Below are 12,469 nucleotides of genomic sequence, written 5' to 3'. Positions count from 1 at the left end.
CTCCGCACCCGGCACCGCCTGCAACCAGTTCTCCTGGTGGACGCTCGCCATTTACCCCTGAGTCAATACCAGCGTGATGGCGAGAACTCGGCATATCGCGTCTCGTGGCGGCGCGGGCTTTGGATCATTTGCGGTCGGGACGTTGATACGGCGTGGGGATGTCGCCGTCGCCATAACCACGTCGGCCGTCGAGTTTGACCTTCGGGGGTGGTTCAGGGCGATCGTCCAGCATCCTCACGGCATTCCAGACCGAGTTCACCAGTTTCTGCGTAGCGGTGAGAGGGCTCTTGCTCATGGTCGGCTCCCTTGCCGACCCTAGGGCCGTGCTGCGGCAATCGCTTTGTCGCCGCTAGCCGACGGCCGTAGGGCCGAGGACGTCCGCGAATGCGACCGTCAGTACCGGTTGATTGGCCCGGTTGGTGACTTCGACGTGCCAGCGTCGCCGGTCCTCGCCCTTCTGATGGCCTTCCGCAATCATGTTGTGGGCCAAGGCGACTGCAACATCCCGCGCGGCCTGAAGGTCAGGGTACCTGTTTCCTTCCGGGTCTTCCATGAGGTTGCTCTCCGTCCGGACGTTGAAATAGTAGAGAGCTGTTTCCGCCCTGGATGGCAATGGAGGGTGCTCACTGAAGCGGTGGCCCGATCGGGGCGCACCACCCTCATCATCCCACCTTGTGAGATCCTCATGTCGGCTTGGCCTTTTCGGGTGGCGGGCACGCCGGGGTGGTGATGCCAGCATCGTCGTCGCTTGCTTTGCAAGCTCGCTCAAGCGCATCGTCCGCCTGCCGAACTCCTCCCGCAACTGGGACTCCCAGACAACCTGGTCATAGGTCTGATCGTCGCTTCGGATCTGGTACTGGGGCTCCCGGCTGCCGGCGGGCAGCAAGGCAACAATCTCGTAACCACCGAGCCAGACCCCGGCGGGCGAAGCATCCTCGGCGTAGCTGACGTGCTGACCGGCAGCGTAGCGATGCGTTCTCATGACAGGATCCTTTCCTGTACTTGGGTGAAGCCGGTGATCCTGTTGATCTTTCACCAGGGCCAGTCGCGCACGACAATCGGAACCGAGATGACGGCTTGACCGAACATCTTTCTGTTCCTCACCTAGAAATCTAGCGCGCCTGATAAGTTAATAGTCTTAGGTCTTATAGAACCTGATGACATATACTATAATCCCGCGTGTAAATTTTAGATACTTAAATCGGATTTATTAGTAATTTATTTATGAGATCCGATGTAAACGAGCCCGCCTCCCCCATATAGAATTGAGATAAACTTTCGGCTTTGCACCCTTGCAATTGGCCAAGGTTGATATCTGCGAGTGATCGCGGAGGTTCCCAATGTGTTTGAACAGCCGCTTCATGTTTGATCTTCAGCATTATCAAGCCCGCGACGGTCCAGGACTGACGCTTCACGCGCTGCCGATGATGCAGGCCAGATGGGATCGGTTCACGATGGTCGAGGTGATCGGGGTCCGAACCACGTCGGAGCTCATCGAAAAGGTTGAAGAGAGCTACGGCCTCTCCCACGAGCAGGCAGCCAGAGATGTCGAGTTCTGGGCTCTGGATAAGCAGCTTTGAGAAGGCTGAAGGGCGGGCAAGCCGTTCTGCCCCCTGTCGGATCCGGATGAGATGTCGGCGCCTTCCCGTCCGGACTGACAATTGATGGAGAGACGTTGATGGCAACCGAGTTTTACGTCGTCCGACATCAGGGTGCCTGGCGCATCCGGGTCAATGGCAAACATCATGGGGACTACGAATCCCGCCTTTTGGCCATCAACGCCGCAGTGACGGAAGCCCAGGCCGCCGGGCCAGGGGCCAAGGTCTTCAGCACAGGGATTGTCAGTCAATACAGCGATGAATGGCCGTCGAAGCACGGCACCAACTCGCCCTCGCCATGATCATCACGGCACGATCTTACAGGAGACGCGCATGAGTGAGCGGATGGGCCGTCTATATGACGAGCTCCGGATCAAACTTCACGGGATGGATCGCCGCCTTGGGGCGCTGAAATCGAACGGCGCAGCGACCTTCGACCAATCTCAGGAAGTCCTTGAAAGCCAACTCGACCGCGTCGAGCAGCGCATCTACGACAACCGCGTGACCGTTGAAGCTGCCAATGTCAGGGTCAAGACTTGGCTCGCAGAGAAAAAGGCTGGCTCTGGTTCAGGCGTGGATCTTTGGACAGAACGCCATAAGCCACATCTGCTGGAAGTCCGCGCCCATGATGCGGAGGAGTATGCTATTGCGGTGTTTGAGCTTGCGGCAGCAGCCGCGGATGAGGCCACTCTGGCGGTCTTGCAGGCGCTCCTCGCGCGCAACGATGCCGATGCGGCGGCTCTGCCGGATGCGGAGGCACGCAGTCCATGAGTTCCCGGTTCCAGGAATACGCCGGCTATCCTGGTGGCATCCCACGTGGCTGCGCCGCTGGGTGAACCGAAGTGGGCTATGAAATCGTCGCCGAGGAACAGGCGGCCTGGACGGCTTATCGACTCCTCTGGAGAGGTGGTGCATCGGCAATGTTTATCATCGAGTTCTTTCGGGTCCGGGACACGGACCAGGCCCATGCCACTCTCGGCCGGGTTGAACATGACACCACCGATCTGGAGGACACCAAGGTCAGGGCCCAATCGCTCTTCGAGACCTTGGATATGCCGCAAAAGCCGGACGCCTTGCGGGTGGTTGATGAGCGTGGTGAAGAGGTGTTTGTCTGGCGCCCAGAGGGCCGCAGGACCTGAGAGTGCAACGGCCTCTCCTCGCCTGTTGTCCGCGTCAAAGGGGCTCAATGGAGAATGGTTATGGCCAACGTTCATTACATGATTGTCGAACACGAGGGCGGATGGGCCTACAAAGTCGGAGACGTGTTCTCGGAGCGCTACGCCGCCCATAACGAAGCCCGCGAGGCTGCGGAGCGGGCGGCTGCCGGACAGAGGCTGCCGGGCCCGACGGAAGACATCGAGTACCAGGACGAAGCTGGAGACTGGCACGAAGAGATCTCTCTGGGAAAGGACCGGCCGGAGACAGATGTTGCGGGATGAGCGGCTCGCCACCGGTCTCGGCATGGCGGCTTGAGACAAGGGGCACTTGGCTTTTTGCAGGTCAATGCGGCTGGGTCGGACGGCCCCGATGGGAACTCACTTCTCACCGCCATGTAATGGGCCCTCTCCCTATCCAAGCTCCATGAACATCGGATCAGGGAATGCGGGAGTCGCGTTGCCAGCTCGCGGAGCCGCAAGCGCCTCCCGCTGCCGCGATTGTTCTGTACACCGACAATTCAACTCGGATCAGCCAAGGTCTGCTCAGGGTCAATCTTTCACCTTCCAGACGCCCGATGAACGTCGGCTTTTTGGCGCCAAAGCGGTCGATCGGCTTAAGTCCCAGGAGTGCCAAGAGCTGCCGTTCGCGGGCGCATGTTGTCCATGCGAACAGGTCAACTTGGTGGCATGTAGGGATCAGGCGTGCCTGGTGCGATCGGTGGGTGCTGCTTCAGGCTGTTCTCGAACTCCGTCACGATCCGCATGGCAGGCCCAGCATTCCACGAGTTTCGCAGTGCAGTCTGAGGGTATTCCTCCTTCGGATCGGTGATGAGGTCGAACGCCTTGGGCGATCCCAGCTTCAGGGGCGGCGTCCACCAGTCCCGCTGCTCGTCGTAGAACACGACCTTCCAGTTCCGCCACTTCACGCCCTCCAGGCGATCCGCGACGAAGACCGGAAAACCCTCGCGCTTCGAAGCTTCGGATCGGCCGAGCAGGAACTCGCTCTGGTCGACGCCGTCGATAGGACGGTCGGTTGGGATCGCCGCTCCCGCGAGCGCCGCGAAGGTGGTGAAGGTATCGACCTCATGCACGATCTCGTTGCTGACCCGCCCGGCCGGGACCTTTCCGGGCCAGCGCACGATGAAGGGCGTGCGCAGCGAGCCTTCCATATGCGTGAAGTAGTAGCCCCGCCACGGTCCCGACGAGCCCTGCCACGGCCAGGTCGCCTCGGGACCATTGTCGCTGGTAAACACCACGATGGTGTTGTCGCGGACGCCGAGGCCATCCACCGCATCAAGGATCTGCCCGACGTTCGCGTCCATCTCGGCCAGTGCATCGGGGAAATCACCCTGGCCTGTCCTGCCCGCAAAGGCCGGGTTCGGCAGCGTCGGGAAGTGCACGAGTGTGTACGGCACGTAGGCATAGAACGGCTTGCCCGCGTCGGTGCTGCGCTTCATGAAGTCGACGGTCCGTCGCGTGAGCTCGGCGTCGATCAGGCGGCGCTGCTCCAGATCGTAGACTTGCAGCTCGCGGCTCTTCTCGCCCTTGCGTCCCTCCATGACGTGCTCGAACTCTACGCTGGCGGCCTTGGCCTGCGGCTCGCTCGGCCAGAAGGCCTCGTCGGTCGTGCGCGGGATGCCATACCATTCGTCGAAACCCTGATCGTTCGGCAGCCGCCCCTGCTCGCTGCCGAGGTGCCACTTGCCGAAGGCCGCCGTGGCGTACCCGGCATCGGACAGGCATTCGGCGATGGTCCGCTCCCATTGCGTCAGGCCCTCAAGGCCCCCGCCAATGGGGATGGAATGCGTGCCCGAGCGGATCGAGAAGCGCCCTGTCAGGATGGCCGAGCGGCTTGGGGTGCACTGCGCCTCGACGTTGAAGTTGGTCAGCCGCGTGCCCTCGGAGGCCAGTCGGTCGATGCGGGGGGTGGGCGCGCCTCGGGTGATTCCGCCGCCATAGGCGCCCACCTCGCCGTAGCCGAGGTTGTCCATCAGGATGAAGACGATGTTGGGCTTCCCGGAACTCTGCGGTGACGGTGCCTGAGCCGCTGCGTGACTCGCCGAGAACACGGCAGCCGAAAGGGCGGTCACAGATGCAAGCAAGCCAAGGGTGTGCCTTCGGGTCGGACTCATCACGAGCTCCTGGTGAATACTATGGGTCGGTTGATGGCTACCAAGCCAGCCGATGCCTGGCTCATGACACGCGCTGCTCTCGGATGACGCACCGGAAGCCGATGTGGCTGGTGGAGGTGTCGACGGGTTGCGCATGGCGCGCGGCGGGGCGGTAGCGACGGCAGTAGTTCGGCGCGCACAGGTGCGAGCCGCCCTTGAGCACCTTGCGCGGGATGCGGATCTGCGGCTGGCGCGGATCGTAGCTCTGATCCTCGCGGCCACCGCGCGGGTTCTCGGGAATGCAGCAGGCCTTCGGCGCATCGGCGGAGTGCTTCGGGGTGTACCAGTCCGAGGTCCACTCCCAGACATTGCCGATCATGTCGACGAGGCCGTAGCCGTTCGGCGGGAACGTGCCGACGGGGGTGGTGCGCTTGTAGGCGAAGGGTGACAGGTTCCGGTGCGGGAACTCGCCGCGCCAGAAGTTCGCCATCTGACGCCCGTCCGGCTCCAGTTCGTCGCCCCAAGCGAACTCGGCGCCATCGAGGCCGCCCCGTGCGGCGAGCTCCCACTCGGCTTCCGTCGGCAGCTCCTTGCCGGCCCAGGCGGCATAGGCCGCTGCGTCCTCGTAAGCGACATGGACCACCGGATGGTCATCAAGGCCTTTGATCGAGGAGCCGGCCCCGTACGGCTTGCGCCAGGTCGTTCCGAAGCGGAAGGTCCACCACTGGCTCCAGTTATCGAGGGATACGGGGTGGTTCGGCGGATCGAAGACCAGCGAACCGGCCTTCAGCATGTGCGGCAGGGCTCCGGGATAGTCTCGTGGATCAGGGGTCTTCTCCGCGACGGTGACGTGGCCGGTTGCCTCGACGAAGCGGCGGAAGTCGCGGTTGGTCACGGGCGCGCGATCGATCCAGAAGCCGTCGCCGGTGACGCGGTGGGCAGGAGCCTCTTCCGGGTAGTGGATGTCGGATCCCATCCAGAACGTGCCGCCCGCGATCCGGACCATGCCGGAGGCGGGTTCCGGCTCAAGGCCGGGATCGGCATCCTCCGTCTGAAGCTCAAGCGGCATCGGCAATGTTCCCTTGCCGCTTTCCCATTGTCAGGGGCGAGGGAAAAGCCGCCACGTGCTCCCCCGGGGGCCGTGCCGGGACACATCCGCGGTGACGTCGCGTGAACACCGATGCCGTTGTCTCTCGTGGGTGCATGCGCGCTCCGACGGACAGATCCGTCACATGGTCAGGGAGCGACGTCGGCAGCAATGCCGATCAAGACAGGCCCGTCGGAGGCCTAGGTTCGACGCAGAACTTTTGGTCTGTGTTACGTTTCACCTAGGGCGGCGGCGATAGGCTGGAAAGGGCCGATCTAGGACATCCTTCATAGCGGGTTGGAAGATCGGCCGCTCAGTCCTTCGCTGTGACTGTTTGGGGCGACGCGGGAGCGGCCGGCGCACCCAGGGGGAAGCCGACCGTGAACAGGCCGATGGTGCCCTGCGGGCGGTTCTCTACGTCCACCTCGCGCAGCACCTTGATGCGGGCGGAGACCGGCGTGCCGGCAACCATGAAGTCGTAGCCGGCCGTGGCACCGACCGCCGTCACCCGACCCTTGAAGGGCCCAATGCGGTTGCCCGCGCCGCTGTCGTTGGAGACCTGGTCGTAGTAGCCAGCGAGCAGCCCGACCGAGAACGCCTTGGTCAGGTTCTTGCTGATCGAGACATCCACGTGGAAGGCGTTGCCGCTGCGGTAGTTGGTGTCGGGGTTCTCACCGTTGAACTCGAAGCCGACGGCCCCCGAGAGGTCGAGGCCGAGTTCCGGGTCGAGCCAGGTGAGTGCGGCGTACACGTCGCCGATCCAGCGGTTGAAAGCGAGGTTTGAGAGTTCGCCTTCCTGATAGCCCCCGGCGGGAATGCTCACGGTGGTACCGATCTGCCAGTGGAACTTGCCCGCATCCCAGCCGACAAGGCCTGCCATCACCGGATCGCCGAGGACAAAGGAGTCGTCGCGCTGGCTGAAGGCGAAGGTGCGTCCAAGCCTCGGCGCTTCGATCAAGGCGCCCGCACTGACCCGGGGCACACCGAACGGCAGGCTGAGCCCGATGGCGGTTCGTCCCCCGAGGATCTCCAGCGGCGTGACCCAGGTCGCGGTCAGGAAGTCGGCCCTGACCTCGGTCTTGACGTCGGCCAGCACCGCCCCGCCGATCTGGATCCTGCGGCCACCACTGATCTCGCCCGAATAAGCGAAGAAGTCGTTGGCGAAATAGAAGCCGGGCGGAGGAACGATGCCTGCGCCGGGGCCATGGCCGCCGGGGATGAAAAGACCGGCGCCTCCCTCGGTGGCGTGTGCGACACTGGCCATGAGACCGAGGACGGCTCCGAAGGCGAGGACGGATGCAAGGTGTCGCGGCATGGAAGGTCCTAGGGATCTTGTCCGGCACCGGCAGCATGAATGGGACAGTACGTTAGGTAAAGTCTTATTCCCCGGGGCCACCCAGGCATCGGAATGGCCGCTCCGGGTCAGAATATCACCTTCCGACCACTCAACGAACGTCGGCTATCCAGTATCGAAGCGGACCAAGTGCTTACATTGCAGGTCTGCCAGGAGAGGCCTTTCTTCGGAACTGGCTCAATCCCTTCGCAACCATAGGGAGATACCCGGCGGTGGAATGATGAAGGCTTCCGCGCTCGATGCTACAGCGCATGCCCGAGCAGGATGAAGGTCGCCGTGGGCTGCCGGCGGCTCGGGTTGTACAAGTGACAGCCAGAGAGGGGCGGACACCAGCCGGCGAGCACTCGGACGAGAAGTCTATCAGTAAAACCCGCTTGAACTTGATCCTCGAGTAGGCAAACCAGACCCTATCCAGCCACCGCTACGTCAGAAGCTGTAAGGGTACTGTTGAACACGCGCTGCCCGTCGCCCCGCACCTTCGATTCACGACCGTCTCTCTCGAATTCTCAAGCGTAGATACCGCCGGACTGTATGCGGAAGTTAATGCAGTCTCGGGCAGTCAGGTCCTGCGGCGTTTAGGGTCGCAGCCGGTTCGTGGCGTCTGATCGCGCGCCGATTACAGCCATGCGGATCAGTCGCAGCATATCATGGCGAGGCGGGTACGGAACTTGTCGTATAGACAACTCGAGCGCTATCGACCCCGGCAACGGGCATTTCGATTCCCCATGGATACCGAGGATCCTGGGCACGTTCGAACTGGTAGACCGTCACCGCAGGCACATTTCTCCTGTCGTACCGTCGTCCGAAATTGAAGACGACGCTGTTCGGCGCAGCCAGCACAAGATGAACTCGTTGAACGCCCAAGCCTTCGAGCTGTTTCAGCGTACCCAGAAACTGATCCGCCAACGCTGCCTGCTTGGCCTGCGACCAATGCGACGATTGGAGGTCCGGCATGGTCATCCTGATCACGGGGAACGCGAATGTGGTCGCCAGATTGTCCGACAGGACGGGGTACGACACGGAAATCGCAAGCACGACCTCCGTGGCACCAGCGGCCGTCTCCAGTCCGGACACCTCGAACCGCATGGTATCGTCGGGCCCATTGAGTGATCGCCACCGCTCGCTCGTGCGGTCCCAATCCAGGACGACGATGTCGCCCTCGTCGTCCAGGAGCACCCCGGTCAGAAAGGTCAAGGGAACGGCCGTCAGACCGCCATAGACGGTCGTGAGATCGCTCCGGTCGTTGCCTTTCTGCATCTGGTGCAGCCAGATCTTCATGGCCTCGACAGGCCGGAGCAGGTCGTCCGGCTCGACGAGAACGCCGTCCTTGCGCTGGCGAAGGTCCAGAAGATAGGGCACCCGGGTGCCGGGAATTGTCTCGGGAACGGCAGCCAGCAGGGGCGAGCCGTCGTCGTCCCGCAGCCCGCGCCCCTCAATCACGAATACCTTCTTGCGCGACAACCTGCGCTGCTCGGCCGAGTATCGGGTCCAAGCCCACCCGGCCGCCCCAGCCATCAGCAGGGCGCACAGTCCTGACAGGCTCCAGAGAAGGCCTTCGGGGATCACCCCTGCGGTCCCGAACTCGACTGAGACGGGACGGCCCTCAAACGATCCATTGTACCTGAAGAACCAGTTCGCCCCGTACAGGACCACGAGCACGGCGACAGCCCCGCGGAAAATCCAGCTCTCCGCATTCCGGGAACGGAACAACCACGCCACGGCCGAGCGGATGGCGAAGTCAAGGGTATCCCGGGTCATGGGTGACTCTCTTCAGTTGAAATCAGTCGGAGAGGGGCCGGCGCCAGTCCGCGCCTGTGCAGGGTTGCCGATGCGATGAACCTGCGGAGGAGCCCCAGCTTCACGATCAGCAGCACAGCAAAATCGATCTCTCGCTCACCCTCGACGAGTTCCTGCATCGACCGGAGGTCGGTCAGGCTTGGTGCCGCAGGAAAACCAGGGTGCGAGTGCCATTCGCCCAGGTAGTTGAACGTCTGGTACTCATGGCCGGTTCGCTCGAAGAAGCGCTCCAGCTCCTCGCGGTGATGCTCGGCATCGCGGACGAAGTGCGCGCGTTCTCCTGAGAGTTCGTCCAGCGAAAAGTCGACGACCTCGAATTGTCCAGCGGCGATCTGCCGTCCCATCAGGATGCCGCCGATCTCGCGCCGCCGCGCACGCCTGAGCGCCTGCTGCATGCGGTCCTGTATCGGCAATGGCAAGGAGACCTGGATCACTCTTGGCCGCCCTTCGGGAACAGCGTCGTCATCAGGTCGATAAGATCCTCTGTCGACACTGGTCCCTGCCGGTTGCCCCATTCCCCATCCGGACGCAGCTCGATCGGCCACGTATCGAACGGCGCCTGAAAAATCCATTCGGCCGCCAGCCCGATCAGGTAAGCGGAGGATGGGAAGATGGTATGATCCCGGGTCAGGATATCCAAAGCCATCCTGCCTGCATGCGAAGCGATGACGCTGACGTCGGCGTCGTCGGCAATCAGCGGCGCACCACTGCCGGACCGCGCGCCGTAATCCGCTTCCGCGGATCCCGCCCAGGGTATGTTCTGGCTGTCGCACCACGCTTGGATCTGACCACGGACCTGCATCGGCGGCGGATCGACGTCCGGCCGCGCTCTGGCCACAAGCCCACCGATCCCTCCGGCATAGACCTGACACCAGACCATCGACTTCCTGTGGCGGCGCGCGACCGCAGCGACCAGGTTGAACGCCCGCGGATCGGCAGTCGCGTCGATCAGCAGGTCGGCCTTGGTTAGGTCTTCCATGACCCACTCGGTGGTCCCGGCGCTTTCCTGCTGGCCAAGCGCGACGCGCCGTGTGGTGATATCCATATCCGAGGCGATGTCCTCGAGACGGCCCGTCAAGGCTTCGGCCTTGTGCAGCCCGATGGCACGCGCGTCGAGTTCATTCCTGACGAGATTGGCCGGGAAGAAGACGTCGTCGTCGATGAGCGTGAAGCGGCGAACGCCGGAGCGGGCCAACATGCCAGCGATCTTGGACCCGACGGAACCGCACCCGACGATCGCAACGCGCTTGCTGGCGAGCGCGGCGTGGCCGGGCGGAAGCCGCCCCGCCGTCTCGGGCGCCACGATCACCTTATACGGGAAGACCGTCTGCTTGCCTTGGTACGCAAAGAGATAGAGCACGATCCACCGGTCACCTTCACCCAGCAGGACGTAGCCGGTGAATGGGTTCTCGGGGAACTGCTCGGCAAGCTCCGGAAACTCGCCAGGCAGAGAATTGGCAAAACCATCGGCATTGCCGCGAAACCGCTCCACCTCCCGAGAGGTGCGCAGAACGAATCCTTTCGCCTTGATGGATCCGGACGGACACGGGGCGCCCCCCGCCCAGAGCGGGGCGCTGGTGTCGCCGATGCTGACGAGAGAGGCGATCCACAGCGGCTTCCCGATCCTTTCCCAGACATCGATCGGCAGGGGCGCTTCGGGAGGAATGTCCTTCAGAACATCGATCGCCTCCCGGGCGACCACGAACCTCATGGTCTCGCCGCGCAGGTCGCGCCCGATCGAAGCCTGGTGAGCGGACGGCACGATGCCTCTGTCGTCTCCCATAGGCCGTTCACCCGACAGGAGGCGGTAGGCACTCTCTACCATCATCGATCCGGTGATCGAGGAATCCCAGTTGTCCGGCCGAAATTCGAGGCAGAGCTCACCTCCGGCTCCGTACTGATGCCAGGAGAGCCGTTTCCCGTCCCGCGGGCTGATCATGGGCGGGGTGTCTGGAAAGGTCGCCGGATAGGCCATGGAGAGGCCGAAGACATCTCCGTCATGCTCGATATCGAACTCGACATTGAGCTGAAGGTGATCCCCCATGCTCCAGGTCACACCCGACAGCCAGCCGACCTGCTCATCCAACTGCGCCAGCGCAGCCTGTTCGGACTTGGCACGGGCCGTGTCTGTGAGCCACCAACTCATGCGAAACCCTTCGGCGTCGACGGCACCCGGGGTGTATTGCCGAAGGCCGGGGTTGCAGCAACCGGGGCAACCGAGGCCATCCGCAGCAACCGGCGACCGTTTCCGCCGATCCGCTTCACCGCGCGATCCGTCAGACCGGCGCCCATCCGGGTCGAGACGGCCTCGTTCATGGTTTGAAGCGTTGTCGCCCGAGCGGCTCGACCGAAGTCCTCACGGGCCTGCCGCAGCCACTGGAAGAAGGCCTGCGCCTTACGAGGATCCTTCTCCCACTTGTCCGCGAAATTCTCGAGCGGATCGCTCGGATTCGGGATGACGTACTTGGTCCCGCTGCGAAGGATGTAGCGATCCATGTTCTCGAGAATGGATAGCAACGCTCCGGCAATGGTCTCCTCGCCGTTATAGGCATGCGCCGACAGGGTCGTGATGATGACGGAGATCGGCTTCAGGTCGGGATCGCGGACGAACATGTTGTCGCGATGCCGCTTCAGGAGCATCACCGCGGCCTGCAACGGCGTGCGCACGCGATAATCGGGCATGGTCTCGACGCTCGCCCTTACGCCACGGCTTTGGAGGCTCTCGACAAGCATCCGCTTGCGGCGAGCCAGGACGACGGCCATGCGGGACTTGAACCACTCACCATAACCCTTCGGATTCGAACGGGGCCAGTCAGGCGTCCGCACCATGTAGGTCGGTTCCTCGCGGTCCGTGATCGCAATCGCGGTCAGGGCCCATCGGGCATCCTGTTGCGCCCGTTCGAGGAGAATTTTCTGCTCGGCGCCGTTCGGGAGCGCGGGGACGATGTCCATATGGAACTGAGCGCCATCCGCATAGTCGAGGATCCAGCAGCGCCGTCCCTCGCGGACGGGCTTGGTCATGCCTTTGGCATCGTGATAGGCATGAACCTCGTGCCCGAGCAGTTGCTTCAGCTCGAACTGGCTCAGGTGAGCTTTGGAGAGCTTTCGCAGCTCGCACACCGAGTCGACATCATATTCCTCGGCGTCGTTGATGGGACGGATCGCCGTTCCGAGCCGGAATGAGCCTTGCACATAGACGACCGGATCGAAGTCCCGGATGCGGCTGTCGTCCCGGTGGAACCAGTCGCCCAACGACTTGTAGCTGGTCTCGGCCTGCTGATACCGCGTCTCCGGTATCGCCAATTCCTCCACAAGGGCCTGAAGAAAACTTTCGACCTGTTCGTCCCCGCCAGCCATAACCGATC

At 62.9% G+C, this 12,469-nt stretch carries 14 protein-coding genes; 5 read left to right on the top strand and 9 right to left on the bottom strand.

Annotated features, from left to right (window positions below; translation table 11 throughout):
• Positions 1 to 124: 124 nt before the first annotated feature.
• Together RE429_RS10085 and RE429_RS10080 are read right to left on the bottom strand one after the other, a co-directional pair.
• Complete coding sequence (locus tag RE429_RS10085; RefSeq protein WP_414470651.1) at positions 125 to 295, bottom strand: hypothetical protein; 171 nt, start codon at positions 293 to 295, stop codon at positions 125 to 127.
• Between the two features lie 54 nt (positions 296 to 349).
• Positions 350 to 982, bottom strand: coding sequence for a DUF6894 family protein (locus tag RE429_RS10080; RefSeq protein ID WP_414470650.1), 633 nt, complete (start codon positions 980 to 982; stop codon positions 350 to 352).
• A 364-nt stretch (positions 983 to 1,346) separates the two neighbouring features.
• Here RE429_RS10080 and RE429_RS10075 point away from each other — a divergent pair, with 364 nt between their 5' ends.
• The 5 genes from RE429_RS10075 (at position 1,347) to RE429_RS10055 (ending at position 3,037) form a co-directional block, all read left to right on the top strand.
• Positions 1,347 to 1,580, top strand: coding sequence for a hypothetical protein (locus RE429_RS10075; RefSeq protein WP_414470649.1), 234 nt, complete (start codon positions 1,347 to 1,349; stop codon positions 1,578 to 1,580).
• A gap of 98 nt (positions 1,581 to 1,678) precedes the next feature.
• On the top strand, positions 1,679 to 1,900 hold the full coding sequence (locus RE429_RS10070; protein WP_414470648.1) for a hypothetical protein: 222 nt from the start codon (positions 1,679 to 1,681) through the stop codon (positions 1,898 to 1,900).
• A 31-nt stretch (positions 1,901 to 1,931) separates the two neighbouring features.
• Positions 1,932 to 2,369 (top strand): hypothetical protein, encoded by a 438-nt coding sequence (locus RE429_RS10065; RefSeq protein WP_414470647.1) that lies wholly within the window; start codon positions 1,932 to 1,934, stop codon positions 2,367 to 2,369.
• A gap of 71 nt (positions 2,370 to 2,440) precedes the next feature.
• A complete protein-coding gene (locus tag RE429_RS10060) occupies positions 2,441 to 2,737 on the top strand; it encodes a hypothetical protein (RefSeq protein WP_414470646.1) in 297 nt (98 codons plus the stop codon).
• A gap of 60 nt (positions 2,738 to 2,797) precedes the next feature.
• Positions 2,798 to 3,037: a hypothetical protein gene (locus tag RE429_RS10055; protein ID WP_414470645.1), complete on the top strand. Its 240-nt coding sequence runs from the start codon at positions 2,798 to 2,800 to the stop codon at positions 3,035 to 3,037.
• A gap of 392 nt (positions 3,038 to 3,429) precedes the next feature.
• On the opposite strand, the gene RE429_RS10050 is transcribed toward RE429_RS10055, so the two are convergent.
• From RE429_RS10050 to RE429_RS10020, 7 genes are all read right to left on the bottom strand, one after another.
• Positions 3,430 to 4,887 (bottom strand): arylsulfatase, encoded by a 1,458-nt coding sequence (locus tag RE429_RS10050; RefSeq protein ID WP_414470644.1) that lies wholly within the window; start codon positions 4,885 to 4,887, stop codon positions 3,430 to 3,432.
• 61 nt (positions 4,888 to 4,948) lie between these two features.
• Positions 4,949 to 5,872, bottom strand: a complete 924-nt coding sequence (locus RE429_RS10045; RefSeq protein WP_414474166.1) for a formylglycine-generating enzyme family protein — start codon at positions 5,870 to 5,872, stop codon at positions 4,949 to 4,951.
• A gap of 394 nt (positions 5,873 to 6,266) precedes the next feature.
• Complete coding sequence (locus tag RE429_RS10040; RefSeq protein ID WP_414470643.1) at positions 6,267 to 7,268, bottom strand: transporter; 1,002 nt, start codon at positions 7,266 to 7,268, stop codon at positions 6,267 to 6,269.
• A 684-nt stretch (positions 7,269 to 7,952) separates the two neighbouring features.
• Positions 7,953 to 9,065: an SAVED domain-containing protein gene (locus tag RE429_RS10035; RefSeq protein WP_414470642.1), complete on the bottom strand. Its 1,113-nt coding sequence runs from the start codon at positions 9,063 to 9,065 to the stop codon at positions 7,953 to 7,955.
• A complete protein-coding gene (locus RE429_RS10030; protein ID WP_414470641.1) occupies positions 9,062 to 9,538 on the bottom strand; it encodes a Mov34/MPN/PAD-1 family protein in 477 nt (158 codons plus the stop codon). The genes RE429_RS10035 and RE429_RS10030 overlap by 4 nt, the downstream gene beginning before the upstream one ends.
• Positions 9,535 to 11,250, bottom strand: coding sequence for a ThiF family adenylyltransferase (locus tag RE429_RS10025; protein ID WP_414470640.1), 1,716 nt, complete (start codon positions 11,248 to 11,250; stop codon positions 9,535 to 9,537). Before RE429_RS10025 ends, RE429_RS10030 begins: the two co-directional genes overlap by 4 nt.
• On the bottom strand, positions 11,247 to 12,461 hold the full coding sequence (locus tag RE429_RS10020) for a nucleotidyltransferase (RefSeq protein WP_414470639.1): 1,215 nt from the start codon (positions 12,459 to 12,461) through the stop codon (positions 11,247 to 11,249). The genes RE429_RS10025 and RE429_RS10020 overlap by 4 nt, the downstream gene beginning before the upstream one ends.
• Positions 12,462 to 12,469: the final 8 nt, after the last annotated feature.

Origin of the sequence: Microvirga sp. M2 (assembly GCF_047497095.1) — a bacterium.
Taxonomy (GTDB): domain Bacteria; phylum Pseudomonadota; class Alphaproteobacteria; order Rhizobiales; family Beijerinckiaceae; genus Microvirga.
The sequence above is the reverse complement of the archived record's forward strand: the minus strand, read 5'-3'. Positions and strand labels throughout refer to the sequence as shown.

Excerpts from the sequence above, each read along its gene's own strand:
- RE429_RS10045 (WP_414474166.1), bottom strand. The coding sequence starts at position 5,872 with ATGGTCCGGATCGCGGGCGGCACGTTCTGGATGGGATCCGACATCCAC.
- RE429_RS10025 (WP_414470640.1), bottom strand. The coding sequence starts at position 11,250 with ATGAGTTGGTGGCTCACAGACACGGCCCGTGCCAAGTCCGAACAGGCT.
- RE429_RS10050 (WP_414470644.1), bottom strand. The coding sequence starts at position 4,887 with ATGAGTCCGACCCGAAGGCACACCCTTGGCTTGCTTGCATCTGTGACC.
- RE429_RS10070 (WP_414470648.1), top strand. The coding sequence starts at position 1,679 with ATGGCAACCGAGTTTTACGTCGTCCGACATCAGGGTGCCTGGCGCATC.
- RE429_RS10020 (WP_414470639.1), bottom strand. The coding sequence starts at position 12,461 with ATGGCTGGCGGGGACGAACAGGTCGAAAGTTTTCTTCAGGCCCTTGTG.
- RE429_RS10040 (WP_414470643.1), bottom strand. The coding sequence starts at position 7,268 with ATGCCGCGACACCTTGCATCCGTCCTCGCCTTCGGAGCCGTCCTCGGT.
- RE429_RS10065 (WP_414470647.1), top strand. The coding sequence starts at position 1,932 with ATGAGTGAGCGGATGGGCCGTCTATATGACGAGCTCCGGATCAAACTT.
- RE429_RS10055 (WP_414470645.1), top strand. The coding sequence starts at position 2,798 with ATGGCCAACGTTCATTACATGATTGTCGAACACGAGGGCGGATGGGCC.
- RE429_RS10035 (WP_414470642.1), bottom strand. The coding sequence starts at position 9,065 with ATGACCCGGGATACCCTTGACTTCGCCATCCGCTCGGCCGTGGCGTGG.
- RE429_RS10085 (WP_414470651.1), bottom strand. The coding sequence starts at position 295 with ATGAGCAAGAGCCCTCTCACCGCTACGCAGAAACTGGTGAACTCGGTC.
- RE429_RS10080 (WP_414470650.1), bottom strand. The coding sequence starts at position 982 with ATGAGAACGCATCGCTACGCTGCCGGTCAGCACGTCAGCTACGCCGAG.